Below are 26,796 nucleotides of genomic sequence, written 5' to 3' on the forward strand. Positions count from 1 at the left end.
CAATTTAGTCAATGGTCACAAGATGCGATCAGGGCATTAAACTTTTCAGGATCAGCGCGGGCAAAAGCTGTTCGGCTTGCTTAGCCAGTTCGAGGTTGTATTGCAGCTGTATCGGGCTGATATACGGCAGCATGACGAGAAAAACGGCGTTAACGGTTTCATCCATCGGGCTGCGGCGCTCAAATTCACCGGACTGGCGGCCGGCATGAATAATGGCGGTAAGCACTTCCCGCAGCTGCAGCTTGTAGCGTTCGGCCGAGGGCCAGTTTTCCAGGCAGGAAACAATGGCGATGTCGTGGAGCTTACGGTCGTAGAAAAACAGATCGCTGCCTGCGGCAATGAGTGCGCTGAACATCGCCCGCAGCTTAGCCGACGCACCGGGGGCGTCATCCACCGACTGACTGACGATTGCCATCATCTTTGTCAGGCGGTTGTCGCAGATAACTTCGCCGATTTCCTGCTTGGATTTGAAGAACTTGTAGATATAAGCCTTGGAATAGCCGATGGCTTTGGCGAGATCGGATACCGTCGTTTTTTCAAACCCGTAGTGGCCAAAGAATTCGGTCGCTGCCTCGATGATCTGTTCCCTGACGCTGTGTTCCGCAGGCCCTCTGGTTTCCCCGCCCTGAACGTGAGTTTCAGACATATTTTCTCCCTGTGTTCGGATTTGTGAATGGTGACTATTGTAGCATTGGGTCACTCAGGGAGCGATGTCGTTGCGGCCAGGCTCAGTGGGCGAACAGCTGGATAAAGCGTTTCACCGTCGGAGAGCGTTCAAACTGCCGCCAGGCCAGCGCAATGTCCGTTTTCACCTGGTCACCGCGAATCGCGTGGAAGGTGACGTTCGGGCAGGCGATGCAGGTCATCGATTGGGGAACTAAGGCGAACCCGAAGCCTGCCGAGACCATGCTTAACGAGGAAGAAATTTGCGAAGCCTGGCAGGCACTTTTCAGATCGATGCCCGCTCGCAGGCAGGCGTTATACATCAGTTCATATAATCCGGGGGCCACTTCTTCCGGGAACAGCACTGGCGGCACATCGGCCAGCGCCTGCAGGGCCAGCTCTTTCTCGCCGGAAAGAGGATGGTCCTTGTGCAGGGCAATCATCATCGGCTCTTCGTCAATTAGCTTGAGCGTAAACCGCTTGCTGCTTTCACAGGGCAGGCGCACAAACGCCACGTCCAGCAAGCCATCATCCAGCTCCTGCATCAGGCCCGCCATATTGGTTTCTCGCTGGCGCAGTTCGATGGCCGGATAGTGCGCCTGAAACTGGCGCAGCAGGGAAAAAATCTTTGGATTGAACGCGTTTGAACTGGTTATCCCGAGCGACAGCTTGCCGTTAATACCGCGGGCGATCCCGCGGGCTTTCTCCAGCGCGGCATCGCTGTGGGCCAGAATCTGGCAGGCATCCTGATAAAACGCTTCTCCCGCATCCGTCAGCTCTACACCTCTGGTCAAGCGGTGCAGCAGGGGCGTGCCCACTTCACGCTCCAGGCGCTGAATCTGCTGGCTAAGAGGAGGCTGCGAAATACCCAACAGCTCGGCTGCCCGGGTGAAATTATGCGTCTGGGCAACGGCGACAAAATAGCGGAGATAGCGAAGTTCCATATCGAAAACGTCTCAAACCAGAAGGGCTTTTATATTGGAACTGTGAGCTGGATCACGTCAACATTTAATTAATGTTTCTTAACCTTCAGCCCGAGGTGACAGACGCCATGAGCGATCTAACTCTATGTTCCTGCGAAGAAAGTCTTTTAGAGATGGTCGAGACCTTCGCCGCAGCCAATAAAGAAAACATGATATATCAGACTTCATTGATGAGCGCATTATTGAGCGGCGTCTATGAAGGGGAAACCACCATGGCCGACCTGCTTAAGCACGGTGACTTTGGCCTGGGGACCTTTAACGAGCTGGACGGCGAGATGATTGCCTTCAACAGCAACGTGTATCAATTACGGTCAGACGGCAGCGCCAGGGCGGCCAGCCCGCAGCAGAAAACCCCGTTTGCGGTGATGACCTGGTTTAAACCTCAGTACCGCTTGCGCATCAATAGCCTGACCAGCCGTCAGAAACTGCACGAGATTATCGACGCAAAAATTCCCTCCGATAACCTGTTTTGTGCGCTGCGCATCGACGGTCATTTCCACCACGCACATACCCGCACGGTACCGCGCCAGAAGCCGCCATATCGCGCGATGACAGACGTGCTGGACGACCAGCCGGTGTTCCGCTTTAACGGCCGTAAAGGCGTGCTGGTGGGGTTCCGCACCCCACAGCATATGCAGGGCATCAACGTGGCGGGCTATCACGAACACTTTATTACCGATGACCGCCAGGGCGGCGGGCATCTGCTCGATTATCAGCTGGAGCAAGGCGAGCTGACCTTCGGTGAGATCCACAAGCTGATGATCGATCTTCCGGCAGACAGTGCATTTCTTAACGCCAACCTGCACCCCGAAAATCTCGACGCGGCTATCCGCGCGGTTGAAAACTAGCGTTCCCTGAGGAGATGTGAGCCATGAATAATAAAAAACCTTTGCGCGAGTGGGCGCACGGCGCTGACATGGTGGTCAGCCAGCTTGAAGCTCAGGGCGTGAAGCACGTCTTTGGGATCCCCGGGGCGAAGATCGATAAGGTCTTTGATTCGCTGAACGACTCGCCGATTGAACTGATTCCGGTCCGCCACGAAGCCAATGCAGCCTTTATGGCGGCGGCGGTGGGGCGCATCACCGGGAAAGCGGGCGTGGCGCTGGTGACCTCCGGCCCAGGTTGCTCAAACCTGATCACCGGCATGGCAACAGCCAACAGCGAAGGTGACCCGGTTGTGGCGCTGGGTGGCGCGGTAAAACGTTCAGATAAAGCCAAACTGGTACATCAAAGCATGGACACCGTGGCGATGTTCAGCCCGGTGACGAAATACTCGGTGGAAGTCCCTTCTTCGGACGCCATTGCTGAGGTGGTTTCAAACGCCTTCCGCGCCGCCGAGCATGGTCGCCCCGGTAGTGCCTTTGTCAGCCTGCCGCAGGACATCAGCGACGGCCCGGCAACCGGGAATATTTTGCCAGCCAACGGGGCGGTGAAAGCCGGTGCAGCGCCTGACGCCGCTATTAACGATGTGGCGAAACTTATCTCGCAGGCTAAAAATCCTGTATTCCTGCTTGGGCTGATGGCAAGCCAGCAGGAAAACAGCGCGGCGCTGTTCCATCTGCTGGAAAAAAGCCATATCCCGGTCACCAGCACCTATCAGGCCGCAGGCGCGGTGAATCAGCAGCACTTTGCTCGTTTTGCCGGGCGCGTGGGGCTTTTTAATAACCAGGCCGGTGACCGCCTGTTACAGCTTGCGGACCTGGTGGTTTGTATCGGCTACAGCCCGGTGGAGTATGAGCCGGCGATGTGGAATACCGGTGATGCCACGCTGGTGCATATCGACGTTCTGCCCGCCTATGAAGAACGTAACTACGTGCCGGACGTCGAGCTGGTGGGCGATATCGCCAGCACGCTGGACAAGCTCACCGCCCGTATAGAAAAACCGCTGGTCCTTAGCCCACGTGCGTCAGAAATCCTTGTTGACAGGCAGCATCAGCGTGAACTGCTGAGCCGCAGGGGCGCACAGCTGAATCAGTTTGCACTCCACCCGTTGCGCATCGTCCGGGCGATGCAGGACATCGTGAACGACGACGTGACCCTGACCGTCGATATGGGCAGTTTCCACATCTGGATCGCCCGCTATCTTTATAGCTTCCGCGCCCGTCAGCTGATGATCTCCAACGGCCAGCAAACCATGGGCGTAGCGCTGCCGTGGGCCATTGGCGCGTGGCTGGTGAATCCGGGCCGCAAGGTGGTTTCGGTGTCCGGCGACGGCGGGTTCCTGCAGTCCAGCATGGAGCTGGAAACGGCGGTACGCCTGGGCGCTAACGTGCTGCACATCATTTGGGTGGATAACGCCTACAACATGGTGGCGATTCAGGAAGAGAAAAAATACCAGCGTCTGTCCGGCGTGAACTTCGGGCCGGTGGACTTCAAGGCTTACGCGGATGCCTTTGGCGCTCGAGGCTTTGCGGTGGAAAGCGCGGAAGCGCTGGAGCCGACTTTACGCGCCGCCATGGATGTGAAGGGTCCGGCGGTGGTCGCCATTCCGGTTGATTACAGCGACAACCATTTGCTGATGAGTCAGCTGCACCTCAGCCAAATTCTTTAAACTACAGAAGGATATTGTGATGAAAAAAGTAGCATTGGTTACCGGGGCCGGTCAGGGGATCGGGAAAGCTATCGCGCTGCGTCTGGCTAAAGACGGCTTTGCCGTCGCCGTGGCGGACTACAACGCCAAAACCGCAAAAGAAGTGGCGGACGAAATTAACCGCAATGGCGGCCGCGCGCTGGAAGTGACTGCGGACGTGTCTGACCGCGATCAGGTCTTCGCCGCCGTTGAGGCTGCCCGCAAAGGACTGGGCGGGTTTGATGTCATCGTCAACAACGCTGGCGTAGCCCCTTCCACGCCTATCGAGGACATCACCCCGGAAATCGTCGATAAGGTCTATAACATCAACGTGAAGGGCGTAATTTGGGGTATTCAGGCCGCGGTTAAAGCCTTTAAAGCCGAAGGGCACGGCGGGAAAATCATTAACGCCTGTTCCCAGGCTGGGCACGTGGGTAACCCCGAGCTGGCGGTTTACAGCTCCAGCAAATTTGCCGTGCGCGGCCTGACCCAGACCGCGGCGCGCGACCTGGCCCCGCTGGGCATCACAGTGAATGGCTACTGCCCAGGGATCGTCAAAACCCCAATGTGGGCCGAAATCGACCGTCAGGTGTCTGAAGCAGCGGGTAAACCGCTGGGTTATGGCACCGCAGAATTCGCCAAACGCATCACTCTGGGACGTTTGTCCGAGCCGGAAGATGTGGCTGCCTGTGTGTCTTACCTGGCCAGCGCGGACTCTGACTATATGACCGGGCAGTCGCTGCTCATCGACGGCGGGATGGTCTTTAATTAAAAAAAGGTTTTAATGTGGAGTACCTTTTGGCCTGGCGGGGAACCGTTGGGCCTTTTTTATTTGCCACTGTTTATCTTAAGTTTTTTATCCACCTCTATACTTTGTGATGGCAACAGCCAGAAAAATCACAGAAAGGACTGGACATGACAAACCTGTCGCAGACGGACGGCGCGGAAGCCTCCGGGACAACGCCGCATAAATTTATCCTCGCGGGAAGCGCCCTCGGCGTGGTATTTGGCGATATCGGCACCAGCCCGCTTTATACCCTGAAAACGGTGCTGCTGTTATCCGGCAACGATCCGACCCCGTCGGTTATCCTGGGTCTGCTGTCGCTGATTATCTGGACGCTGATCCTCATCACCTCGGTGAAGTATGCGATGTTTGCGATGCGCATCGACAACCACGGGGAAGGCGGCATTATGGCGCTGATGTCGCTGCTGGTGGCGAGAGACAAAGGCTCGCGTTGGGTGGTGCTGGCGGCTTTATTGGGCGCGGCGCTGATCTACGGTGACGGAGCGATTACGCCCGCAATTTCAGTGCTCTCCGCCATTGAAGGGCTGAATATTATCCTGCCGGAGGCCGAAACCTGGGTGCTGCCAATTGCGGTGACGATTCTGGTACTGCTGTTTGCAGTGCAGCCTTTCGGCACGGCTAAGATAGGTAAAGTTTTCGGGCCGATTATGGCGCTGTGGTTTATTGCTATCGCCGGGCTTGGGATTTGGGGTATCGCGCAGCATCCGGCCGTGCTGCTGGCTATCAATCCCTTGTACGGCCTGCAGTTTCTCGTCTCTAACGGTTTTGTCAGTTTTATGGTGCTGGGCGGCGTGTTTCTGTGCGTCACCGGGGCGGAAGCGCTGTATGCCGACATGGGGCATTTCGGGAAAAAACCTATCTGGATGGCGTGGTACGGCGTGGTCTTCCCGAGCCTGCTGCTGAACTATGCGGGGCAGTCGGCGCTGATCCTTTCCGGGGCCGATATCACCCAGAATATCTTCTTCCGCCTTTGCCCGCCGGCACTGCTGATCCCGCTGGTGATCCTTGCCACGCTGGCCACCATTATTGCCAGTCAGGCGATTATCACCGGGGCATTTTCGATGACCCGGCAGGCGATTCAATTGGGCTGGCTACCGCGCCTGCGCATTCGCCAGACGGCGGCGGAGAGCTACGGGCAAATTTATATCGGCGTGATCAACTGGCTGCTGATGGGCGTCACGCTGTTCCTGACGGTGTTCTTCAGGTCGTCTGAGAACCTGGCGGCGGCTTACGGGATTGCGGTATCTCTCACCATGCTGATGACCTCCGGGCTGCTGTACGTGGCGATGCGTCACATCTGGCAGTGGCGGCGGCTGACCAGCGCGCTGGTGGCGGGGGGCTTTTTGATCGTCGATACCTGCTTCCTGATCGCTAATCTGATCAAGGTACTGGAGGGCGGTTATATTCCACTGCTGCTGGCGGCGATTGTCTGCACGACGATGCTGGTCTGGCACCGTGGCGCGGCGGCGGCGTCCAGGGCGGTGAACGAAAAGGTGATCGATGTGAACACCTTCTTCGCCGCGCTGAAAGAGCGTGGCGTGCCGCGCGTGCAGGGTTCAGCGGTGTTTCTGACCAAAACGCGCAACGGTATTCCGCCGGTGATGCGGTGGCATGTGGCGCGCAACCACGCGCTGCAGGAGCAGGTACTTTCGCTGACCATTTCTATCATGAACGTCCCGCGCGTACCGGCTGGAGAACGGCTGGTAATTGTGGAGCAGGCACCGAATTACTGGCGCGGTATCGCCCAGTACGGCTTTATGGAAAGACCGCATATTCCTGAGCTTATGGCGAGACTGGGAGAGATGGCGTGTGCCTTCCGCGTGGAGGACGTGACCTACTATCTGGGCCATGAAACCATCGTGGCCCGTGAGGACGGGCAGGGGATGCCAGCCTGGCAGCGTAAGTGCTTCGCGTTCATGGTGAGAAACGCCACGCACGTGACGCACTATTACCGCCTGCCGAGCGACAGCGTGGTAGAGATCAGCCGGCGGATAGCAATTTAACCCGCCCGCAGGACCAGGCGAATAAAACTGTCGATATCGTCCAGCGCCAGCTGCCTGTCGGCAGGGGCTGAGGCGACCAGCAGTTTGTCGGCATAACCGTTGAGCAGGGCGCTAAACTGGCGCGTAGCTCTGGCGGCATCCACCGCTTTAAACACGCCGGCCGCAATGCCGTCATCGACGATATCGGCCAGCACTTTTTCCCATTTTTGCGTCATCACCAGCGCGAGCTCGGCCCATACGCTGCTGTGCGCTGCCTGGTGCCACAGCGCGCCGTAAAGCTGCCAGACAGCGTCCGGCGCGTGAGGGAGATACGTGTGGATCAAGCGTTGCAGCTTATCTTCCGGGGAAAACGTGTTGGTTTCAGCGGTAAACTTGTGCAGATCGGCCATCAAAAACGCGGTCATCGCTTCAATGCAAAGCGTTTGCCAGTCGCTGAAGTAGTGGTAAATGTGGCTCCGTGAAATACCCACCCGCTCGGTGAGTTCGCGGGTGGTCACCTTTTCAATGCCTTTCTCAATGAACAGCTCAATGGCCCCGCTCAGGATTTTGCTTCTTAGCGTGTCCGGTGCTTCTTTCATGACGTTTCCACGGTTATCTAAATCGCTGATGGAGCATCTTATCAGTTTTTAACTCGCTGGCTGGACAGCTTTTCCGGCTGGCGCAGCACATATTTCAAGATCGCGGTGCTGACGGCGACCAGCACGGCGGCGCAGATAATCACCGTCAGATAGGCATGGCTGAAGGCGTTTCGCGCCAGCTCTTTCAGCAGGGCGGCGCTTGCCGTGCTCATCGAGCCTGCAAGGTGCAGAGCCTCATCCAGACTGTCGTACGCGCTGTTGCCTGTCACCAGGCCTTCAGGCAACACCAGGCTTGCGCTGTAGACCGCGGTCATCAGGCCGCCCAGCAGCGTCACGCCAAGTACGCCGCCCATTTCCCATGAGACATCCTCAATCGCGGCGACCATGCCGGCTTTTTCTTCCGGGGCATTGAGCATGATGGATGTTGATGCGGCGGTAAACGCCACGCCGAGCCCAAGCCCGATGACAAACAGCGCGGCGAGCTGTGGCGTCAGACTGTAATCGGCCAGCAAAGCCATACTCGTCATACCCATCGCTGTCACCAGCAGGCCGAAGACCATAAGTTTTGCGCCGCCCCAGCGTGGCAGCACGACGCCGGCCAGCGGTGAAGCCAGGGCCGAGCCAATCGGAATAGGCAGAATCGACAGCCCGGCTAACAGCGGCGTCAGGCCCAGGACAAGCTGCAGGCGCTGGGTCAACACCAGCTCAATGCCGGTTAGCGCGATCATGGTGATAATCGCCAGGCTAATGCCGCTGGCAAACATGCGGTTACGGAACAGCGAGAAATCGATCATCGGCTGGGCCGAACGCTGTTGGCGACGAACAAACAGCGTTAAAAAGACGACGCCAGCCAGCAAAGAGCCGGCTACGGTTAGCCACGAGGCATCCATCTTGCTGAGTTCCTTGAGCGCGTAAATCACGCCTACAAGGCCAAGCATAATCAGCAGTGAAGCGGTGAAATCACAGGGACGGTTGGCGTTCCCCGCATCCCGTGGGATCAAGAACCAGGCAAAAACGATAACCAGCAAGACGACCGGCACGTTAATCAGGAAGACCGATCCCCACCAGAAGTACTCCAGCAGCACGCCGCCAATAACCGGGCCAAGCGCCGCGGCGGCAGAAGCCACGGCAGACCAAATGCCGATGGCCAGCGCCCGTTCGCGCTCGTTGGTAAAGACCTGACGCACGATGGCAAGCGTGGCTGGCATCATCATCGTGGCACCTATAGCCAGAAACACGCGTGAAGCGATCAGCAGTTCAGCCGTGGGCGAGTAGGCCGCGCAGAGCGAAGCGAGGCCGAAAACAGGTAACCCGGACATAAAGAGCAGCTTGTGGCCCAGGCGGTCACTCAGCATGCCCGCGCCGGGTAGCAGGCCCGCCGCCACCAGCGGGTAGGCGTTAATGATCCACAGTTTTTCAGACGCCGTAGCGTTTAAGGCCTGGGTGAGCCTGGGCAGTGCCGTGTAAAGCACCGTCATATCTATAATGATCAGGAAAAGGGTGCTGGTCAGGATCGCCAGAATCAGCCAGCGGTTAGTGAAGCGCATGTTGAATGCCTCTAAAATAATCCAAATTTGAGCGGTTGCTCAAGCGCGAAATATACTTGAGCGGTTGCTCAAAAACAAGCTCGGTATTGCCGCGTATTTAGCGGCGGTTGACTTGTTGTGAAGGGGGGGATCGCGATAAGGTAGCCGCCTGCGAGGATATTCATTCAGGTTTGAGCACAGGGCAGGGAAATGAAAAAACTGATCGTGATGTTACATGGGGTAGGGAGTTCCGGGGCGGATCTCGAAGGGCTGGGGCTTTTCGTCCAGCAGGTCATGCCTGAAGTGCTATTTGCCTCCCCGAACGGCAGCGAGCCTTTTGACGGCGGCGGCGATGCCTGGCAGTGGTTCAGCCTGGATGGCGTGACAGCACAAAACCGCCCGCAGCGAGTGGTAGAGGCCCGGTCCGCGTTTGATGCGAAGCTGGAAACTATTTTTAAGCAGCATGACGTGGCGCCGGGTAAAGATCAGGTCATTCTGCTGGGCTTCTCTCAGGGATCTATCATGGCCCTGGATGTTCTGGCCACCTCCCGTTTTCCACTGGCGGGCGTAGTGGCATTTTCCGGGCGTCTTGCTTCACCCAAACCGTATCACGTGGCGGCAGATGCGTCGGCGCTGTTGATTCATGGTATGGCGGATCAGGTGATTCCGTGGGCTGAAAGTGAAGCGGCTGCCGCGGCATTAATTGAAGCTGGCGCGGAAGTTGAAACGCTGTTTGAACCCGGCGTGGTACATACCATTAGCGCGGATGGCGTGTCGCAGGCGCTGGGGTATATTGCGGAGCGTTTTGAGTTAGATCCGGAGTGATTTTTCCCTCACCCTAACCCTCTCCCAAAGGGAGAGGGGATAAAATATATTGCATGTGATCTTACCTCTCCCTCCTTTTGGGGAGAGGGCAAAATCTTCAGGACTTGCTCATATCACTCAGCAGCACCGCAATACTTTTCCCGCCTTCCGTTTGTTCCAGCGCAATCTTCACCGCAATCGTCAGCGGCACGGACAGCAGCATACCGACCGGACCGAGCAGCCAGCCCCAGAAGATGAGTGACAGGAATACCACCAGCGTAGAGAGCCCAAGCCCTCGGCCCATCATGCGCGGCTCCAGGATATTGCCAAACACCAGGTTAATCAGAAGATAACCCGCGACGACAATCAGGGCCTCGTACAACCCGTTAAATACCAGAACCTGCACCACCGGCGGGATGGCCGCCAGCACGGAGCCGATGTTTGGAATATAGTTGAGTGCGAAGGCCAGCAGCCCCCAGATAAAGGCAAAGCGGACGTCAAGGGCGGCAAGCATGCCCCATACGACAAGGCCGGTGACGATGCTGATGGCCGTTTTTAGCACCAAATAATGGCTGACGCTGTCCAGCGCACGCTGAATGGCGCCCATACCTTCTTCCGGGCGAGCCATCAGCTGCTGCAGCTTGCGCGGCAGTTGTGGGACCTCAATCAGCATAAACACCACGGTCAGCAGCAGTAAAAAGATAGACGTCATCGCGTTGGAAAGTTGCGTCAGCAGACCGGTAACCAGCGTCATCAGGGCATTAGGATCGACATACTTCATTAACTCATCGACAGAAACAGAAATTCCCGCGCGCTGCAGCCAGGGTTCAAGGGTTTTTAACGGCACCACCAATGAAGAGCGGTACTGCGGCAGGGTCCGCGCAAGTTCGTTTAGCGAAGTGCCGAGATAGGCCAGCAGCAGCACCATGCTCAGGATAATGACGACAATTACCAGGCTGATGGCCAGCACGCGCGGCACCCGAAGCCGTTCAAGACGACGAATTAGCGGGTTTAGAATAACGGCAATAAATAGCGCCAGAATAAATGGCACAATGATGTCGGCAGCCGCTTTAATACCCACCAAAATAATGACCAGCATGCCCAGCATGATCACGGCCTTCAGTGCTTTGAGTGTAATAATTGGTTTTGCCATCGTGGCGGGTTCTCCAATGTGCGGGCGGGGGAATAATACACCACCGTTAAAACAGGTGTCCCTTTATTACGTTATTTTAAACGTTAAAAACAGTTTGATACATTGTGTTTTTGCTGTCGTTTTGCGTAAAGGAGTGTAAAGGTCAGCCGCTAACATACCGAATTATGGTATAAAATCACCGTGTTTAACTACTGAGGACAATTTTCTATCCGCAACTGATGAGAAGCAACACCGCGGGTAAGTTGGAAATATTATGGACAATACGTTCAGCACTTCATTCAATCAGCATTCTGTTTTTATCACATCTACATCTTCACTTTCTGGTGAGCAGCACTGGCGCAACGCGCTATAGTCCCTTTCTTCTGACATTTTTTTTCTGGTTTTCAAATTTTCGCTTGCTCGTCGTGTGACGTGGCTTGTCGGTTTTTTGTATCTTTATTTTCTCTGTCAGGAGAGAAATCATGATTTATTGGGTTTTATTGGGATTAGCCATCGTTGCCGAAATTACCGGCACCTTGTCAATGAAATGGTCAAGCGTAAACGAAAGTAATATGGGGTATATTTTCATGCTGGTCATGATCGCGATCTCCTATATTTTTCTGGCGTTTTCGGTGAAAAAAATCGCCCTTGGCGTGGCATATGCCATGTGGGAAGGCATCGGTATTCTGTTTATTACCGTCTTCAGCGTCATGCTGTTTGATGAGTCCATTTCACCGCTAAAAATACTTGGCTTAACTACGTTGGTTATTGGTATTGCGCTGATTAAATCGGGTACGCGAGAGAAAAAATCACGCCCGGTGATATCAGAGAAAGGGGAGCATCATGCAGTCGTTTGAGTGGGTACACGCCCTGTGGCTAACGTTAGCCATTATTCTGGAAATCGTCGCCAATATCTTTTTAAAACAATCTGATGGTTTCAAACGCCCGATTTACGGTGTGCTGTCTCTGCTGGCCGTGCTGGCCGCGTTCAGCGCCCTGGCTCAGGCCGTTAAAGGCATTGAGTTATCCGTCGCCTATGCGCTCTGGGGCGGGTTTGGTATCGCCGCCACCGTGGCCGCGGGCTGGATCCTCTTCGGCCAGCGCCTTAACCGCAAAGGTTGGGTTGGACTAAGTTTGTTGCTGGTAGGGATGGTTATTATCAAAATTGCCTGATCCATCACGCTGCCCGTTAATGATTCGGGCAGCGCTTTCCTCAGGGTGTATTACGCTTATTTTACGGTAAAAGCACTTCTCTAAATCAAAAGCCTAAAAACCTTCACGTTATTTCACTTAGAAGAGAGCTGAAATTGCGTAATCCTCTTAGCTGGAAAAGCACGCCCGTTGCTGGAGCCCTGTTTGCCATGGTGTTTATGGCAGGCATCGGGCTGATCGTGTCTATTATCGCGCTCCTCTACCTTTCACTTCACCTTATTAGCAGTAAAACCAATGAGATAGATGAACACCGAAGCGCCCTGTCGGTACAGGGGGCCATACAGACTTCGGTCAACCGCGTGTGGGCGTTGGTTATTGATAATGCGGTCTGGGACGATGCCGTAAATCAAGTTTATCGCCCTGAGCTGGACGTTAACTGGCTGTATAACACCTGGGGCGCGGGTTACAAAATCAATAACCTCTATGATGGCGTGTACGTGCTGGATGAAGGGTTCAATGTGCTTTGGGGCTCGTTTCGTGGGCAACGCGTAACGGGGCAAAACATTTCTCAACTTGGGAAGGGGTTTGCGTCCCTCGTCCACCAGAACGCGCAAACGCTTAAAGACGACAAAAAAATTTTTGCCGGGATCACGCAAACCGAGAGCGGCGTTTCGTTTATTGGCATTGGGCTGATTCGGCCCATGTTGGGGCGGCTTCAGGTTCACGACGCCACGCGCCGTTACCTGGTGATTGGCCGTCAGATTAATAACTCAATGCTAAAAGAGCTGGGAAACACGTTTCAGATTGAAAACCTACGCCTGACGCCTACGCCATCTGATTCTTCAAGTGTCCCGCTGAACAGCGCCTCCGGTGAAACGCTGGGATACCTTAGCTGGCAGCCGCGGCAGCCTGGAGCAGAGGCGGCCCGCGCCGCTTCGGCAGATATTATGCGCATTACGATGCTTGCGGCGGTGCTAATCCTGGTCTTTATCGTCATCAGCAGCCTGGGGCTGTACAAGCTGGCTCGAGGTGAAAAGCAGGCGAGAAATATCGCGTTAACCGACTGGCTCAGCCATTTACCTAACCGACGAGCGCTCATCGAGCGGCTGGAAACCATCAGTAAACGGGGAGATAGCGACGAAAAAAGCGTGGTATTTATCGATCTCGATGGTTTTAAGGACGTGAATGATATTTACGGGCACGATAAAGGCGACCAGTTAATCGTGACCATTGCTCATGCTCTTCGCGATCGCGTGCCACCAAACGGCATGCTGGTGCGCATGGGAGGGGATGAATTTGCCATGATGATCGGCGGGGAGAGGGCCGGGGAACACTCAGCCGCCTTCGCGGGTTCAGTCCTGGATTTTCTTAGCCAGCCTGTCCCCGTGGGAGAAAGTACCCTTCATATTAGCGCCAGTATCGGAATAGCTTCGGGCTCGCTGGTGGATTGCAGCAGCTCGGAGCTGTTCCGCCGGGCCGATATCGCTATGTATCACTCTAAAATTACCGGAAAAGGTCGCACGACTTATTATGATGCCGCGTTGAATAACGTTCGTGAGCGCCGTTTAACCATCGAAAATGACATTCGCGCGGGCCTTCTACGGAATGAGTTTGAGGTTTGGTACCAGCCGATTATGGATGCACGTAGCCAGGCGATGGCCGGTGTGGAAGCGCTGGTACGCTGGCCGCGTCGCCCAGGAGGAGAACTGTTGCCAGATGAGTTTATTCCCGTGGCTGAAACGAGCGGTCTTATCTATTCGCTCGGATTGTTTGTGCTCCGCCAGGCGTGCTGTGATTTAGCTCCCCATGAGGATCTGCGGCTGTCGGTAAACATTTCTCCGGCGCAGTTCCGCGACCCGGAATTTGAAGACAAGGTTGCCCGGGTGCTACAGGAAACGGCGTTCCCGGCGCAAAGGCTTGAACTGGAAGTGACGGAAAGCTATGTGCTGGAAAACCCGGAGCGCGCCCTGACGGCAATTCGCAATCTTAAGTCTCAGGGCACGGCGGTGGCGCTGGACGATTTCGGCAACGGTTATTCGAGCATCGGCTATTTGCGCCGTTTTAACTTTGACACCATCAAAATAGACAAGTCCCTGGCCGGACTGGTGGACAGCGATGAACAAGCGCTGGCGCTGGTGAATGGAACGGTACGTATTGCCACCGCGCTGGGGATGGCAGTGACGGCGGAGGGCGTGGAAAACGAAGAGCAGCTCAAGCTGCTTGGCCGGGCAGGCTGCGACCGGCTGCAGGGCTATTATTTCAGCCCGCCTAAGCCGCTGGAGGTCATTTTGGCGCTACGCCCGGCGTAGTGGTCTATTAAATTATGGGTTAATATTCCTGCTATTACAGAGGGTTATTTTATTTTTTAAGTTATTGGGTTTTTTCTTTTCAATATTAACTCTTTGTTTAATTACTGGTTATAAATCACCTTGCTTTTGCAATCCCATGTTATAAGCTATGAAGAAATGGAATGTTAAGTTGAGTTTATCAAGGAGAGACATGTGAAAGCCGCAATACACCTGATCATTACAGTGTTAATTTCGTATTCTTCATTTGCTGCAGCGCAGCCAGTGGAAGATAAAAATAAAATAGCCAAAATTTATTATACCGGAGAAATGCAACCTTCCGCCGTATCGAGGCTGGTCAGCGCTTTTGATGAAGTTAATAAAAATAATGATGTAGAAAGAATTTATCTCTACATCAATAGCTATGGCGGTGATATGGATGCGGGCTTGATGGCCGCCGCTGCCGTCAGAAGCTCTGCTATCCCCGTAACAACCGTGGCTATGTCCACCGTCGGCTCTTCAGCAACGATCATGTTTTGCGCCGCAGACGACAGGCGCTCATTGCCTGAAGGCAGCCTGTTCCTGCACCCGGCCTCTATCTCACATCAGGGAGATGTCAGGCCAGCAGATGTGGCTTACCTTGAAAAAGAAACACGTCGTTTCAATGAGATGTTTAAAAAAACGTATCGGGCATGTACAAAACTTGATGATGCCAAAATAGCCGAGATACTGCATAGCGAGTATAACCTTACAAACTATTCTCCCAGTGAAGCAATGGCCATAGGGTTAATATCCTCCGTGGATAAAAAAATAATTCCGGCCAACTACAGCTACGCTATCACCAGCAGCTCAAATTAATAGTCAAATATTACCGGGTAAACTATCGGGTCATGATGTGGATATGGAAATAACGCTGAGGGCAATCCGCTAGTTTGTCCCGTGAATATATCAGGAACCATGCCTGAATTACCTTGTGGTGGCAGAGGTATTACATGGAAAATATTCATCAGAAAAGAATGTTTTGGCTAAAGATTCATCTTGATGCTTCGCTGCTGCTGTTGATTATGCTGCTGCTTGCCTACAGCGCGTTTGTGATGTGGAGCGCCAGCGGCCAGGAGCCTGGGATGATGGAGCGCAAAGCCGGGCAGATAGCGATGGGGCTCATCGTGATGATCGCCATGGCGCAAATCCCTCCTCGCTTTTATGAAAGATCCGCCCCCTGGCTCTTTGCCCTGTGCGTGATTTTACTGCTAATGGTGGATAGCATCGGGCAAATCAGTAAAGGGGCTCAGCGCTGGCTGGATCTCGGCGTTATCCGCTTCCAGCCTTCTGAAATCGCAAAGATTGCCGTCCCGCTGATGGTGGCGCGGTTTATCAATCACAATCCCTGTCCTCCATCGCTGAAACATACCGCCATCGCCCTGGCGCTGATTTTTGTTCCCACCTTGCTTATTGCGATGCAGCCCGACCTCGGGACCGCCGTTCTGGTGGCCACATCCGGTCTTTTCGTGTTGTTCCTGTCCGGCATTAGCTGGCGGATTATCGCCGCCGCTGCCGCGCTGATTGCGGTATTCATTCCGGTGCTGTGGTTCTTTCTTATGCATGACTATCAGCGTGAACGCATCATGATGCTGTTGGATCCGACCCGCGATCCGCGTGGGGCGGGCTATCACATTATTCAGTCAAAAATTGCTATTGGTTCTGGCGGTATGGTAGGGAAAGGCTGGCTGCACGGCACACAGTCGCAGCTGGAGTTTTTACCGGAGCGGCACACCGACTTTGTGTTTGCCGTTCTGGCGGAAGAACTGGGCTTTATCGGCATTTTAGTGCTGCTGGCGCTGTATCTGCTGGTGATTATGCGCGGGTTGATCATCGCCGCTCAGGCTCAGACGCTTTTTGGCCGCATGGTTGTCGGCAGCCTGATACTGATTTTGTTCGTTTATGTGTTTGTGAACATCGGTATGGTCAGCGGAATCTTGCCGGTAGTAGGTGTTCCGCTGCCGTTAATAAGCTACGGAGGCTCGGCGCTGATTGTGCTAATGGCCGGGTTTGGCATCATTATGTCAATACATACGCACCGCAAGATGATGTCAAAAAATGTTTAGCTGCCGGGCAACCGTTATTGCTACGGTGCCCGACGGTATCGAGTTGAGCGCTTATTGTGCCAGCGCTTCCAGTCTGTCGCGGAAGCCGGTGACTGAGATGGCGCGGTTGTCAGCTCTGTATCTGTCTTTGGCTGCCGGGGCGGAACTTTGCACCGCAATCAGTTGCCAGCCCTGATCGGTTTTCAGCAACAGCGGTGAACCGCTATCGCCGGGGAGCGTATCGCACTGGTGCGACAGCACGGACGCTTGCGCCCAGCCCGTCACCAGACAGTTGCTGTGGGTATACAGGTCGTCGAGATGATCCAGCGGATAGCCGGACTGCGTCACTTTGCGATCCTGCGCCTTTAATGCTTCGGTTAGCGCGTCTTTGTCGCCGGTAAACAGCGGCAGTGGCGTGATACCTGAAGGCGGATTACGGATAATAATCAGGCCAAAATCGTAAGGCGCTGCGTTAGACGGAACCAGCCACCCGTCACCGTCCGGCTTAAGGCGGCGACCGAGGGACTTGTCCACGCGGCCTTCGATATCATGGATCTCATAGCGCCATTGCCCTTTGTGGGAAATAAAGCGCAGGGCGATGGCTTTGTCTGCCTTACCACGCGGTGGCTGCAGCAGGCAGTGCCCGGCAGTTAAGGCCAGATGCGGTGAAATCAGGGTGGCGGTACATAAGTTGCCGCTGGCGGTTTCCAACTGGCCAATGGCATCCCAGGGGGCGTCCTCAGGGTTGGTCACGCGAATACGGTCATCTTTGCCGAAGAACAGTGTTTTAACGTTCGCCGGGCTGTCGTCTTCGTCCGCGTGAACGAGTTGAGGTAAAAGGATCAATGCTCCTAAAAACAACACAACACTTTTGCGCATAGCTCTCTCTGAAGGGGCTAATAATTATGGTTTTTATAGATGCAGTAACTATAGTCGGAACGGACCGAAAGTGGGAGTGAAAACAGCAGACTACGCTATCAGAGCCAGAAGCTCAGCGTAATAATACCGCAGATGATCAGCAGGGCGAGGATTAACTCGAAACTGTAGCGTCGCAACATTATCCGCACTCCAGAAATAAGTACGTGCTAAAGGCTGTGCCTTATTCCTAATAAAACACCCGGCAAGCCGGGTGTTTATGTAAACGCTTCAAGCTAACGGGTCGCCCCGTTTAACTTATGCTGCTGGCTGTGCAGCTGGTTTAGCAGCGGCTTTGTGATGTTTTTTCACGTGTTTTTTAGCAGCCTGAGCTTTCTGTGCAGCTGGTTTTACTGCTTTTTTGTGGTGTTTTTTAGCAGCCTGGGCTTTCTGAGCCGCTGGTTTGGTTGCTTTTTTGTGGTGCTTTTTAGCAGCCTGAGCTTTCTGCTCGGTGGCTGGTTTAGCGGCTTTTTTGTGTTTCTTTTTAGCAGCCTGAGCTTTCTGAGCGGCAGCTTTTTTGTGTTTCTTGTGATGCGTTACTTTTGCAGCTGGCGCTTTAGCAGCAGGAGCAGCAGCGGTGGTTGCTGGAGCAGCAGCTGGAGCGGTAGCGGTGGTGTCAGCAGCGAAAGCGGCAGAAGACAGACCCATAGCAGCGGCAACAACCAGAGCTAATACTTTTTTCATTTCGACATCCTCGAATTTGTTTGTGTGTCAACCCCACTGCGGGGCCGTTGAAATGAACTATAGGCTGGGGAATCAAAGTGTTCAGTGAGTGATTGGTATCGGCATGTAACGTAATGTACAACGCCGGGTACAGACGACCCGGCGTGAGGGGATTACAGGTAACGTGATTCTAAATGTTTGCGGAAATACAACGGGTTAAGATCTTCTCCGGTGGCGTTGGTTATCAGCTGTGAGGTGGTGAAACGGCTGCCGTGCTGCCAGATATTTTGCTTCAACCAGTCAAATAAGGGGGTGAAATTCCCGCTGGCGGTTGCCTGCTCCAGGTCCGGCAGCGCGCGTGATGCCGCGCTAAAGAGTTGCGCCGCGTACATCGCACCCAGAGTGTAGGACGGGAAGTAGCCGAAAGCGCCGTCAGTCCAGTGAATATCCTGCATACAGCCGTGGCGGTAATTGCCTTCGGTGGACAGGCCCAGCCAGGACTGCATCTTCTCATTCCACAGCGCCGGAATGTCATCCACCTCGATATCACCGTCGATCAGCGCCCGTTCAATTTCATACCGCAGCACGACGTGCGCCGGGTAGCTCACTTCATCGGCATCGACGCGAATATAGCCGCGTTCTACCTGCTGGTTGACGTTGATAAAATTGTTCAGCTCGAACGCCGGCTGCGGACCAAAACGCTCAATCACTTTGGGTAACAGCAGTTTCAGAAACGGCGCGCTGCGCCCAAGCTGCATTTCAAAGAACAGGCTTTGGGATTCATGAATGGCGGTAGAACGCGCCAGCGCAACGGGCTGGCCGAGCCATTCCCGGGGCAGGTTTTGCTCATAGCGGGCGTGGCCGGTTTCATGAATCACGCCAAACAGCGAGCTGAACATCTCTTCTTCGTTATAGCGAGTCGTGATTCGCACATCTTCAGGCACGCCGCCGCAGAAGGGATGCGCGCTGACGTCAAGGCGGCCGCCGTTAAAGTCAAAGCCGAGCAGCGCCATAGTATCCAGCCCGAGCTGACGCTGGGTTTCGGTGGCGAAAGGGCCCTGTGGCGTCAGCATTTTTTCTTTGGATTGCTTATCAACCACCTTCTGGAGCAGATCCGGCAGCCAGCCGCGCAGATCGCCAAACAATACGTCGAGCTTGGCGCTGGTCATGCCGGGTTCATAGATGTCCAGCAGCGCATCATAGCGGGAAATGCCTTTTGCCTCTGCGCGCAGACGTGCCTCTTCGCGGCTGACGCGAACGACTTCCTTCAGGTTCGCGGAGAAACCCTGCCAGTCGTTCGCCGGGCGCTGGGTACGCCAGCCGTGCTCACAGCGCGTACCTACCAGCGATTTCTCTTCTACTAACGCATCCGGAAGCAGCACTGCTTCCTGGTAGTGGCGAGTCATTTCACGCAGGTTGGCACGCTCCACATCGTTCAGATCTTCCTGAGCTGCGGCCTGGAGCAGGGTGGCAATTTTCTTGTCGGTCAGGATCTGGTGCTTAAGCACGCTGAGTTCAGCGAGAGCCTCGCCGCGCGCCTGGCTACCGTTAGCGGGCATCATGGTGGACATGTCCCAGCCGGCAATGGCTGACAGATGATCAAACCGGGACAGACGCTGGAAGGTACGGGTCAGGTGATTATAGTTTTGCTTTTCCATATGGCCTCGTGAACAGGTTGTTAACGCCAAAGAAAATAGCATTAAGCTTGCCTGAACACGAGAGCGGCAGCAGGTTAGTGCGCCTTATGGTGCAAACGAGTGGCAACCAGCAGGGCGACCAGCAGCAGCGAGCCGATAAACGCCGCCACGCCGTTCCAGCCAAACTGGTGCCAGAACACGCCGCCAAGGGTACCTGCCAGGCTGGAGCCCAGGTAATAGCTGAACAAATACAGAGACGAAGCCTGGCCTTTGGCCCGACGTGCGCGTGGCCCAATCCAGCTGCTGGCAACCGAATGGGCGGCAAAGAAACCGGCGGAGAACAGCAGCATCCCGGCAAAAATAACGATAAGCGAGGAGAAAACGGTCAGCGTCAAACCAAGGAACATAATGGCCGTGAAGCCAATCAGCACGGGGCCGCGGCCATATTTCGCGGTCATGGCGCCTGCTTTAGGTGAGCTCCATGTCCCGGTCAGATAGGCGACGGACAGCAGGCCCACCACCGCCTGACTCAGAAACCATGGGGCTTCCATCATGCGGTAGCCAATGTAGTTAAAGAGGGTGACAAACGCCCCCATCAGCAGGAAGCCTTCCGCAAACAGCAGCGGTAACCCCTGGTCCCGCCAGTGCAGGCGGAAGTTAATAAACAGCGTTTTAGGGCGAAGGCTGGAGGCGCGAAAATGCTGCGACTGCGGCAGAATCTTCCAGAACATCAGCGCTGAGGCAAGGGCAAAACAGCCGATAGCCGCGACGGCCACGCGCCAGGTAAAGAAGTCGGTGAGTACCCCGGTGATCAGGCGGCCGCTCATTCCGCCGATTGAGTTCCCGCTGATGTACAGGCCCATCGAAAACGCCACCACGCTCGGGTGCATCTCCTCGCTGAGGTAGGTCATGCCCACGGCAGCAACGCCGCTAAGGGAAAGGCCGATGAGCGCGCGCATGATCAAAATGCCGTGCCAGCTGGTCATCAGCGTTGACAACAAAGTACAGCAGGAAGCCAGCAGCAGAGCCGTAACCATGACCTGTTTACGGCCAATGGCGTCCGACAGCGGGCCGGTAAACAGCAGCCCGATAGCCAGCATGGCGGTAGAAACCGATAGCGAAATACTGCTGCTTGCCGGGCTGACGCCAAATTCATGAGAGAGCACCGGTAAAATAGGCTGGACGCAATAGAGCAGGGCAAAGGTAGCCAGCCCGGCGGAAAACAGCGCCAGCGTGACGCGCATAAACTGAGGGGTACCGCGTTTGATATAGCTGACAGAAGGGGCAGACCGGCTTTCGTCAACATCCTCTGTCGGGGCTGTGCTGACGGTAGTTGTACGACTCAAGGGAGATCCTTACGCAGGTGTTAACTTATTTTTTACAGAGTAGAAAAGTGTAAATGTTATGTCTAATATATTAATAATCTCAAATGATACTTTAAACATATGAATATCGAGCTGCGCCACCTGCGCTATTTCATCGCCGTTGCCGAAGAGCTGCATTTTGGCCGGGCGGCGGCACGGCTGCGGATCTCCCAGCCGCCTCTTAGCCAGCAAATTCAGATCCTTGAAGAGCAAATCGGCGCTCGCCTGCTGGCGCGCACCAACCGCAGCGTTAACCTCACCGCAGCCGGCCAGCAGTTTCTCTCTGATGCCAGGCAAATTCTCGGCCAGGTGGATGCCGCAGCCGCGCGTGCTGCCCGGCTGCATCAGGGCGAAACCGGCGAGCTGCGCATTGGCTTTACCTCATCAGCACCGTTTATTAAGGCCGTTTCTGACAGCCTGTCTCGCTTTCGCAAGCGCTACCCTGACGTGCATCTTCAGATGCGGGAAGTGAACACCCGGGAACAAATTGCTCCCCTGAATGAGGGCGAGCTTGAGCTGGGATTGATGCGCAATACGCGTCTGCCGGATACCCTGAACTGGACGCTCATCCTGCGTGAACCGCTGCTGGCGATGGTGCATCGCGATCATCCGCTGGCAGGCAGCCGTTCGATATCGCTGACACAGCTTGCTCAGGAGCCGTTTGTTTTCTTTGACCCACACGTAGGCACCGGGCTTTACGACGACATTGTTGGGCTGCTCCGCCGCTATAACATCGTGCCGTACATCACCCAGGAAGTTGGCGAGGCGATGACGATCATTGGGTTGGTGTCTGCCGGGCTGGGGGTTTCCATCCTGCCAGCTTCGTTCCAGCGCATTCGCCTGAGTGATGTGGTTTGGCTCCCCATTGACGAGCCAGAGGCACAGTCTGAGCTGTGGCTGGTCTGGCCAAAGCATCGGGAATTATCGGAAGCAGCGAAGCGAATCTCGGCGCTGCTGACTGAGGCCTCATGGGCGTTAAAATAGGCCAAATGTGGCGGGAATATGTGCGGTAAATCACAACCCTACGTAAATATTTGACGACCCCACTTGAAGTGTTTCACCATAGCCTAAAAGTTTATTTCGAAGCGCGAAAATAAAGGGAGTACCACGTGGTTGCTGATAGTCAACCGGGCCATATCGATCAGATTAAACAGACCAATGCCGGCGTTGTTTATCGTTTGATTGATACCCACGGTCCGGTGTCGCGAATCGATCTTTCCCGCCTGGCGCAGCTGGCTCCGGCCAGTATCACTAAGATTGTGCGGGAAATGCTTGAGGCGCATCTGGTACAGGAAACGGAGATTCAGGACCCCGGCAGCCGTGGTCGCCCCGCGGTGGGCTTAATGCTTGAAACAGAAGCCTGGCATTACCTCTCAATTCGCCTGAGCCGCGGTGAAATTTCACTGGGACTGCGCGACCTTAGCAGCAAACTGGTGGTGGAAGACACGGTAGACTTGCCGACGGACGACCCGCAGCCTTTACTGGAACGCATCATCTTTCAGGTCGATCAGTTCTTTATTCGCCATCAGCAAAAGCTTGAACGCCTGACCGCCATCGCCATTACGCTACCGGGCATCATTGATACCGTTCATGGTGTTATTCATCGCATGCCGTTCTACGATGTCTGCGATATGCCGCTGGGCGAGGCGCTGGGCAATCACACCGGCGTCCCGGTCTTTATCCAGCACGATATCAGCGCCTGGACCATGGCAGAAGGGCTGTTTGGTGCTTCTCAGGGCGCAAGAGATGTGATTCAGGTGGTGATTGATCACAACGTTGGCGCAGGCGTTATCACCGATGGGCGTTTGCTTCACGCGGGCAGCAGCAGCCTGGTGGAAATTGGCCACACGCAGGTCGATCCTTACGGAAAACGCTGCTACTGCGGCAACCACGGCTGCCTTGAAACCATTGCCAGCGTCGAAAGCGTGCTGGAGCTGGCGCAGCAGCGTATGAGCCAGTCAATGGGCTCAATGTTACACGGCCAGCCGCTGAGCGTGGAATCCCTGTGCGACGCCGCGTTAAGCGGAGATCTGCTGGCAAAAGATATTATTATCGGCGTCGGGCAAAACGTGGGGCGTATTCTGGCCATCATGGTTAATCTGTTTAATCCTCAAAAAATTCTTATCGGTTCACCGCTTAACCGCGCCGCCGCCATCCTTCACCCTGCGATTACGGACTGTATTCGCCAGCAGGCATTACCCGCCTATAGCAGTCATACGGTGGTTGAAGGGACGCAGTTTGATAACCGAGGCACCATGGCCGGCGCGGCGCTGGTAAAAGATGCAATGTATAACGGCTCTTTATTAATTCGTCTGCTGCAGGGCTAATCTTCGGCCCTGATTCACCAAAAATTGCGCTATCTCAATCTGGCTACAGCGCCATTCTTTTAGACTTTCCCGCGTTAGTTTTTCTCTTTATTTATCTGGCTAGCATTACCTCGGGAGACAGCCATGCTTAAGCGTTTCTTTATAACGGGTACGGATACTGCCGTAGGGAAGACGGTGGTGTCACGAGCCTTACTGCAGGCGCTGTCGGCCAGCGGGAAAAGCGTCGTTGGCTACAAGCCGGTCGCGAAGGGCAGTAAAGAGACGCCAGACGGGCTGCGCAATAAAGATGCGCTGGTACTGCAAAGCGTCTCCACGATTAAACTGCCCTATGAAGCGATCAATCCTATCGCGCTCAGCGAAGAAGAGAGCAGCATCAGCCATCACGGGCCGATTAACTACTCGCTGCTGTCGAGCGGCCTGCAAAGGCTGGCCGACCAAATGGACCACGTCGTCGTCGAAGGCACGGGCGGCTGGCGCAGCCTGATGAACGATCTTCGCCCGCTGTCGGACTGGGTGGTACAAGAGCAGCTGCCGGTGCTGCTGGTGGTGGGGATTCAGGAAGGGTGCATCAACCATGCGCTGCTGACGGCGCAGGCGATTGCCAACGACGGGCTGCCGTTTATTGGTTGGGTCGCGAACCGTATCAACCCAGGCCTTGCGCACTACGCGGAAATTATCGAGGTGTTGAGCAAAAAACTGCCGGGGCCGCTGGTCGGTGAACTGCCGTACCTGCCCCGGGCCGAACAGCGTGAGCTGGGAGCCTATATCGACCTAACCCGGCTGCGTAGCGCTCTGACGGTAGACCGACTGCGGGCGTAGCCAGCGCGAAAGCGTTGAGGCTATCACGCAGGTCAGCAGCAGGCCGGGGAGCAGCGTAAACTCCCCGGTCATTTCACAAATCATCAGCGTCGCCATGATCGGCGCGTGCGTCGTGGCCGCCAGCAAAGACGCCATTCCCGTCAGCCCCAGCAGGATCATCAGCGGTTCACCGCCGCCCCACAGGCCACAAACCTGGCCAAACAGCATGCCCAGTGCCGCCCCCATAAACAGCGTGGGCGTAAATACGCCGCCCGGCGCGCCGGAGCCGCTGCTTGCCATCACCGCCAGCAGTTTGCACAGCAGCACGCCACCGACAAACAGCAGCGCAGGCGGGCTGGAAAGAAACGACTGCACCACGCTGTAGCCGTTGCCCCATGCCGTCGGGGTGACCAGCGAAAGCAGGCCGACAATCAGCCCGCCGAGCGCCAGCTGCAGCGGCGGCGACAGCTTAAGTGAACGAAACAGCGCGCTGCTTCGCGCCAGCAGCCAGAGAATTAGCGGCCCGAGCACGCCCGCGGTTAAGCCGAGCAGCGCCATTAGCCCATAATGCGAAGGCTGAGGGGGATCAAGAAGCGTGACGATATACAGCGGAGCCTGCCCGCCGTTCAGCAAATGCGTCATCAATAGGGCGCTGACGGCGGCAATCACCACCGGCCCCAGCGAGGCAAGCATCAGTGAGCCAAACAGAATTTCCGCAATAAACAGGCTGCCCGCCAGCGGTGCATGATAGGCGCTCGCCATCCCCGCAGCCGCGCCGCAGGCGACCCACAGCTTCCACTCTTTGTCCGGAGTAAAGCGCTGGGCAAACAGCGAAGCAAAAACCGTTGCCAGCAGAATCATCGCCCCTTCGCGTCCTATTGCGCTCCCGCTGGCGACGACTATCAGCGAAGCGGCGGACTTCACCAGGCTGGACGGCACGTCCAGACGACCATCGCCGGTTTCGATGGCTTCCATATAGTCGGTGGGGGCAGAAGGGCGCTGGCGAGTAGCTCGTTGCCAGGTCCACAGCAAAAGCCCGGCCAGCAGGCCACCTGCGGCAGGCGTCAGGACGCGTCGCCAGGGTTCGAGTGCCGCAGCGGCTGCAACCAGGCTGCCGCCGTGATCGCCGAGGAAGACGTTTTCAAGCAGGTACATGGCCTGCCGAAATAGCCAGACCACCAGCGCGGAAGCCAGGCCAATGAAGACCGCAATCACCAGTCGGCGAAGCATCACTCTGATGTCAGGCAAGGCTTGTATTCGGTGCATAGCGCATAAGATGGCGAAAGAATGGCGCTATTGTGGGGGAGAACGTCGCTAAGCTCAAAGGAAAATGCGCCGCCACAAAGCAGCGCATAGGATTGATTAACTTTGTTGGATATTCAGCGCCCGACGGGTGCGGCCCGAGCTGAGATAATCGGCAATATAATCCTGCGAAATTTCGCCACTGTAGCGGCCATCTTCATCGGTTATCGGCATCCAGACCATGTTGTGCTCATAGAGCTTAGAAAGCACGATGCGCAAGTTTTCCTCCGCGCGGCCGGTGACGCGGAACGGGTGAAGGAGGTCGGTGCAAGTGCCCGTCGCGCCTCGCGCTTCACGCCGCTTAACGAAGCCCAGCGGTTTACCTCCGGCGTCAACGACGGTGATGGAACGCATGTCGTTGTCATCCATGGTGGCGAAAGCTTCCGCCAGCGGCGTGGATTCACGAGCCGTAATGGTCGGCTGCTGGTCGGTTACGTCTCCGGCCTGCACCAACAGGAGGCGCTTCAGCGTGCGGTCCTGGCCAACAAACGAGCCGACGAAGTCATTGGCCGGTTTCGCCAGCAGCTCGTCAGGGCTGGCGCACTGCACAATTTTACCCTGGCGGAAGACGGCAATCCGGTCGCCAAGCTTCAGCGCCTCGTCGATATCGTGGCTGACCAGCATTACCGTTTTCTTCAACTGGCGCTGCATCTCCAGAAACTCGTTCTGAATGGTTTCGCGGTTGATCGGGTCAACCGCGCCAAAAGGTTCATCCATCAGCAGCACCGGAGGATCCGCCGCCAGGGCTCGGATCACCCCGATACGCTGCTGCTGGCCGCCAGACATTTCGCGCGGATAGCGGTTGAGGAAGCGGTTAGGATCGAGGGCGACCATGCTCATCAACTCCTGGGCACGTGCTTTACAGCGCGCTTTGTCCCAGCCCAGCATACGGGGCACAACAGTGATATTCTCTTCAATTGTCATGTTCGGGAACAGGCCGATTTGCTGGATAACGTAGCCGATATTGCGGCGCAGTGTGACGGAATCCAGATCGTTGGTGTCCTGGCCGTTGATTAAAATCTTGCCGCCGGTGGGTTTTATCAGGCGGTTGATCATTTTCAGGGTGGTGGTTTTACCGCAGCCGGAAGGGCCGAGCAGCACGCACATTTCACCTTCTGGCACGTTCAGGCTGACGTTATCGACAGCGTTAAAAGTCTGCCCGTTTTTCTGTACAAATTGTCGCGTGAGGTTTTCAAGTTTTATCAT

At 55.5% G+C, this 26,796-nt stretch carries 25 protein-coding genes; 14 read left to right on the forward strand and 11 right to left on the reverse strand.

Annotation, left to right across the window (positions count from 1 at the left end; all coding sequences use genetic code 11):
• Positions 1 to 28 precede the first annotated feature (28 nt).
• Positions 29 to 646, reverse strand: coding sequence for a TetR/AcrR family transcriptional regulator (locus WFN87_RS02275; protein WP_008459285.1), 618 nt, complete (start codon positions 644 to 646; stop codon positions 29 to 31).
• A gap of 82 nt (positions 647 to 728) precedes the next feature.
• Positions 729 to 1,607 carry a LysR family transcriptional regulator gene (locus WFN87_RS02280; RefSeq protein ID WP_008459283.1) on the reverse strand — a complete coding sequence of 293 codons (879 nt, stop codon included), beginning with the start codon at positions 1,605 to 1,607 and terminating at the stop codon, positions 729 to 731.
• 107 nt (positions 1,608 to 1,714) lie between these two features.
• Between WFN87_RS02280 and budA the strand changes: the two genes are divergently transcribed.
• The 4 genes from budA to WFN87_RS02300 all read left to right on the forward strand — a co-directional run bounded on the left by budA (position 1,715) and on the right by WFN87_RS02300 (position 7,023).
• Complete coding sequence (gene budA, locus WFN87_RS02285; RefSeq protein WP_034809472.1) at positions 1,715 to 2,494, forward strand: acetolactate decarboxylase; 780 nt, start codon at positions 1,715 to 1,717, stop codon at positions 2,492 to 2,494.
• A gap of 23 nt (positions 2,495 to 2,517) precedes the next feature.
• Positions 2,518 to 4,197 (forward strand): acetolactate synthase AlsS, encoded by a 1,680-nt coding sequence (gene alsS / locus WFN87_RS02290; RefSeq protein ID WP_336980967.1) that lies wholly within the window; start codon positions 2,518 to 2,520, stop codon positions 4,195 to 4,197.
• 19 nt (positions 4,198 to 4,216) lie between these two features.
• Positions 4,217 to 4,987: a (S)-acetoin forming diacetyl reductase gene (locus WFN87_RS02295; protein ID WP_008459277.1), complete on the forward strand. Its 771-nt coding sequence runs from the start codon at positions 4,217 to 4,219 to the stop codon at positions 4,985 to 4,987.
• 143 nt (positions 4,988 to 5,130) lie between these two features.
• The gene (locus tag WFN87_RS02300) at positions 5,131 to 7,023 is read left to right on the forward strand and encodes a potassium transporter Kup (protein ID WP_008459275.1); all 1,893 of its coding nucleotides are present in this window, start codon (positions 5,131 to 5,133) and stop codon (positions 7,021 to 7,023) included.
• Here WFN87_RS02300 and WFN87_RS02305 read toward each other — a convergent pair.
• Both WFN87_RS02305 and WFN87_RS02310 read right to left on the reverse strand, forming a co-directional pair.
• Positions 7,020 to 7,601, reverse strand: coding sequence for a TetR/AcrR family transcriptional regulator (locus WFN87_RS02305; RefSeq protein WP_008459273.1), 582 nt, complete (start codon positions 7,599 to 7,601; stop codon positions 7,020 to 7,022). The two genes, WFN87_RS02300 and WFN87_RS02305, sit on opposite strands and share 4 nt — an antisense overlap.
• Before the next feature lie 41 nt (positions 7,602 to 7,642).
• The gene (locus WFN87_RS02310; RefSeq protein WP_336980970.1) at positions 7,643 to 9,148 is read right to left on the reverse strand and encodes an MFS transporter; all 1,506 of its coding nucleotides are present in this window, start codon (positions 9,146 to 9,148) and stop codon (positions 7,643 to 7,645) included.
• A gap of 189 nt (positions 9,149 to 9,337) precedes the next feature.
• Here WFN87_RS02310 and WFN87_RS02315 point away from each other — a divergent pair, with 189 nt between their 5' ends.
• Positions 9,338 to 9,952, forward strand: a complete 615-nt coding sequence (locus tag WFN87_RS02315; RefSeq protein ID WP_336980972.1) for an alpha/beta hydrolase — start codon at positions 9,338 to 9,340, stop codon at positions 9,950 to 9,952.
• A gap of 97 nt (positions 9,953 to 10,049) precedes the next feature.
• On the opposite strand, the gene WFN87_RS02320 is transcribed toward WFN87_RS02315, so the two are convergent.
• Positions 10,050 to 11,084, reverse strand: coding sequence for an AI-2E family transporter (locus tag WFN87_RS02320; RefSeq protein ID WP_008459267.1), 1,035 nt, complete (start codon positions 11,082 to 11,084; stop codon positions 10,050 to 10,052).
• Between the two features lie 253 nt (positions 11,085 to 11,337).
• On the opposite strand from WFN87_RS02320, the gene WFN87_RS24125 reads away from it, so the two are divergent.
• From WFN87_RS24125 to mrdB, 6 genes are all read left to right on the forward strand, one after another.
• Positions 11,338 to 11,436 carry a protein YdgV gene (locus WFN87_RS24125; protein ID WP_442892170.1) on the forward strand — a complete coding sequence of 33 codons (99 nt, stop codon included), beginning with the start codon at positions 11,338 to 11,340 and terminating at the stop codon, positions 11,434 to 11,436.
• A 106-nt stretch (positions 11,437 to 11,542) separates the two neighbouring features.
• The gene (gene mdtJ, locus WFN87_RS02325; RefSeq protein WP_157141423.1) at positions 11,543 to 11,920 is read left to right on the forward strand and encodes a multidrug/spermidine efflux SMR transporter subunit MdtJ; all 378 of its coding nucleotides are present in this window, start codon (positions 11,543 to 11,545) and stop codon (positions 11,918 to 11,920) included.
• The gene (gene mdtI, locus WFN87_RS02330; RefSeq protein WP_008459264.1) at positions 11,907 to 12,236 is read left to right on the forward strand and encodes a multidrug/spermidine efflux SMR transporter subunit MdtI; all 330 of its coding nucleotides are present in this window, start codon (positions 11,907 to 11,909) and stop codon (positions 12,234 to 12,236) included. The genes mdtJ and mdtI overlap by 14 nt, the downstream gene beginning before the upstream one ends.
• A gap of 134 nt (positions 12,237 to 12,370) precedes the next feature.
• Positions 12,371 to 14,524: a bifunctional diguanylate cyclase/phosphodiesterase gene (locus WFN87_RS02335; protein ID WP_336980975.1), complete on the forward strand. Its 2,154-nt coding sequence runs from the start codon at positions 12,371 to 12,373 to the stop codon at positions 14,522 to 14,524.
• Positions 14,525 to 14,716: 192 nt separating this feature from the next.
• The gene (locus WFN87_RS02340; protein ID WP_336980977.1) at positions 14,717 to 15,358 is read left to right on the forward strand and encodes an ATP-dependent Clp protease proteolytic subunit; all 642 of its coding nucleotides are present in this window, start codon (positions 14,717 to 14,719) and stop codon (positions 15,356 to 15,358) included.
• Between the two features lie 134 nt (positions 15,359 to 15,492).
• The gene (mrdB, locus tag WFN87_RS02345) at positions 15,493 to 16,605 is read left to right on the forward strand and encodes a peptidoglycan glycosyltransferase MrdB (protein ID WP_336980979.1); all 1,113 of its coding nucleotides are present in this window, start codon (positions 15,493 to 15,495) and stop codon (positions 16,603 to 16,605) included.
• Positions 16,606 to 16,656: 51 nt separating this feature from the next.
• Here mrdB and WFN87_RS02350 read toward each other — a convergent pair whose 3' ends face one another.
• The 4 genes from WFN87_RS02350 to WFN87_RS02365 form a co-directional block, all read right to left on the reverse strand.
• Positions 16,657 to 17,463: a trypsin-like serine peptidase gene (locus WFN87_RS02350; protein WP_008459256.1), complete on the reverse strand. Its 807-nt coding sequence runs from the start codon at positions 17,461 to 17,463 to the stop codon at positions 16,657 to 16,659.
• 294 nt (positions 17,464 to 17,757) lie between these two features.
• Positions 17,758 to 18,183: an acid resistance repetitive basic protein Asr gene (asr, locus tag WFN87_RS02355; protein WP_008459254.1), complete on the reverse strand. Its 426-nt coding sequence runs from the start codon at positions 18,181 to 18,183 to the stop codon at positions 17,758 to 17,760.
• 152 nt (positions 18,184 to 18,335) lie between these two features.
• The gene (locus WFN87_RS02360) at positions 18,336 to 19,820 is read right to left on the reverse strand and encodes a carboxypeptidase M32 (RefSeq protein ID WP_336980981.1); all 1,485 of its coding nucleotides are present in this window, start codon (positions 19,818 to 19,820) and stop codon (positions 18,336 to 18,338) included.
• Between the two features lie 74 nt (positions 19,821 to 19,894).
• The gene (locus WFN87_RS02365) at positions 19,895 to 21,145 is read right to left on the reverse strand and encodes an MFS transporter (protein WP_008459250.1); all 1,251 of its coding nucleotides are present in this window, start codon (positions 21,143 to 21,145) and stop codon (positions 19,895 to 19,897) included.
• Positions 21,146 to 21,244: 99 nt separating this feature from the next.
• Between WFN87_RS02365 and WFN87_RS02370 the strand changes: the two genes are divergently transcribed.
• The 3 genes from WFN87_RS02370 to bioD all read left to right on the forward strand — a co-directional run bounded on the left by WFN87_RS02370 (position 21,245) and on the right by bioD (position 24,309).
• Positions 21,245 to 22,147, forward strand: coding sequence for a LysR family transcriptional regulator (locus WFN87_RS02370; protein WP_336980983.1), 903 nt, complete (start codon positions 21,245 to 21,247; stop codon positions 22,145 to 22,147).
• 125 nt (positions 22,148 to 22,272) lie between these two features.
• Positions 22,273 to 23,490 (forward strand): sugar metabolism global transcriptional regulator Mlc, encoded by a 1,218-nt coding sequence (gene mlc, locus WFN87_RS02375; RefSeq protein ID WP_008459245.1) that lies wholly within the window; start codon positions 22,273 to 22,275, stop codon positions 23,488 to 23,490.
• A gap of 123 nt (positions 23,491 to 23,613) precedes the next feature.
• Positions 23,614 to 24,309, forward strand: coding sequence for a dethiobiotin synthase (gene bioD / locus WFN87_RS02380; protein ID WP_008459243.1), 696 nt, complete (start codon positions 23,614 to 23,616; stop codon positions 24,307 to 24,309).
• Here the strand turns inward: bioD and clcB are convergent.
• Both clcB and osmV read right to left on the reverse strand, forming a co-directional pair.
• Entirely contained in the window at positions 24,262 to 25,554 is a 1,293-nt protein-coding gene (gene clcB / locus WFN87_RS02385; RefSeq protein ID WP_336989460.1) for a voltage-gated ClC-type chloride channel ClcB, read from the reverse strand. The genes bioD and clcB overlap by 48 nt on opposite strands.
• Positions 25,555 to 25,650: 96 nt before the next feature.
• The gene (gene osmV / locus WFN87_RS02390) at positions 25,651 to 26,796 is read right to left on the reverse strand and encodes an osmoprotectant ABC transporter ATP-binding protein OsmV (protein ID WP_166992781.1); all 1,146 of its coding nucleotides are present in this window, start codon (positions 26,794 to 26,796) and stop codon (positions 25,651 to 25,653) included.

Origin of the sequence: Cedecea sp. AS113 (assembly GCF_037152415.1) — a bacterium.
Classification (GTDB): Bacteria; Pseudomonadota; Gammaproteobacteria; order Enterobacterales; family Enterobacteriaceae; genus Cedecea.

Coding starts and splice junctions, on each gene's coding strand:
- WFN87_RS02370 (WP_336980983.1), top strand. CDS start 21,245: ATGAATATCGAGCTGCGCCACCTGCGCTATTTCATCGCCGTTGCCGAA.
- WFN87_RS02360 (WP_336980981.1), bottom strand. CDS start 19,820: ATGGAAAAGCAAAACTATAATCACCTGACCCGTACCTTCCAGCGTCTG.
- alsS (WP_336980967.1), top strand. CDS start 2,518: ATGAATAATAAAAAACCTTTGCGCGAGTGGGCGCACGGCGCTGACATG.
- WFN87_RS02350 (WP_008459256.1), bottom strand. CDS start 17,463: ATGCGCAAAAGTGTTGTGTTGTTTTTAGGAGCATTGATCCTTTTACCT.
- WFN87_RS02300 (WP_008459275.1), top strand. CDS start 5,131: ATGACAAACCTGTCGCAGACGGACGGCGCGGAAGCCTCCGGGACAACG.
- osmV (WP_166992781.1), bottom strand. CDS start 26,796: ATGATAAAACTTGAAAACCTCACGCGACAATTTGTACAGAAAAACGGG.
- WFN87_RS02315 (WP_336980972.1), top strand. CDS start 9,338: ATGAAAAAACTGATCGTGATGTTACATGGGGTAGGGAGTTCCGGGGCG.
- mdtI (WP_008459264.1), top strand. CDS start 11,907: ATGCAGTCGTTTGAGTGGGTACACGCCCTGTGGCTAACGTTAGCCATT.
- WFN87_RS02310 (WP_336980970.1), bottom strand. CDS start 9,148: ATGCGCTTCACTAACCGCTGGCTGATTCTGGCGATCCTGACCAGCACC.
- WFN87_RS24125 (WP_442892170.1), top strand. CDS start 11,338: ATGGACAATACGTTCAGCACTTCATTCAATCAGCATTCTGTTTTTATC.
- WFN87_RS02280 (WP_008459283.1), bottom strand. CDS start 1,607: ATGGAACTTCGCTATCTCCGCTATTTTGTCGCCGTTGCCCAGACGCAT.
- asr (WP_008459254.1), bottom strand. CDS start 18,183: ATGAAAAAAGTATTAGCTCTGGTTGTTGCCGCTGCTATGGGTCTGTCT.
- WFN87_RS02305 (WP_008459273.1), bottom strand. CDS start 7,601: ATGAAAGAAGCACCGGACACGCTAAGAAGCAAAATCCTGAGCGGGGCC.
- WFN87_RS02275 (WP_008459285.1), bottom strand. CDS start 646: ATGTCTGAAACTCACGTTCAGGGCGGGGAAACCAGAGGGCCTGCGGAA.
- clcB (WP_336989460.1), bottom strand. CDS start 25,554: ATGCACCGAATACAAGCCTTGCCTGACATCAGAGTGATGCTTCGCCGA.
- budA (WP_034809472.1), top strand. CDS start 1,715: ATGAGCGATCTAACTCTATGTTCCTGCGAAGAAAGTCTTTTAGAGATG.
- WFN87_RS02295 (WP_008459277.1), top strand. CDS start 4,217: ATGAAAAAAGTAGCATTGGTTACCGGGGCCGGTCAGGGGATCGGGAAA.
- WFN87_RS02320 (WP_008459267.1), bottom strand. CDS start 11,084: ATGGCAAAACCAATTATTACACTCAAAGCACTGAAGGCCGTGATCATG.
- bioD (WP_008459243.1), top strand. CDS start 23,614: ATGCTTAAGCGTTTCTTTATAACGGGTACGGATACTGCCGTAGGGAAG.
- mrdB (WP_336980979.1), top strand. CDS start 15,493: ATGGAAAATATTCATCAGAAAAGAATGTTTTGGCTAAAGATTCATCTT.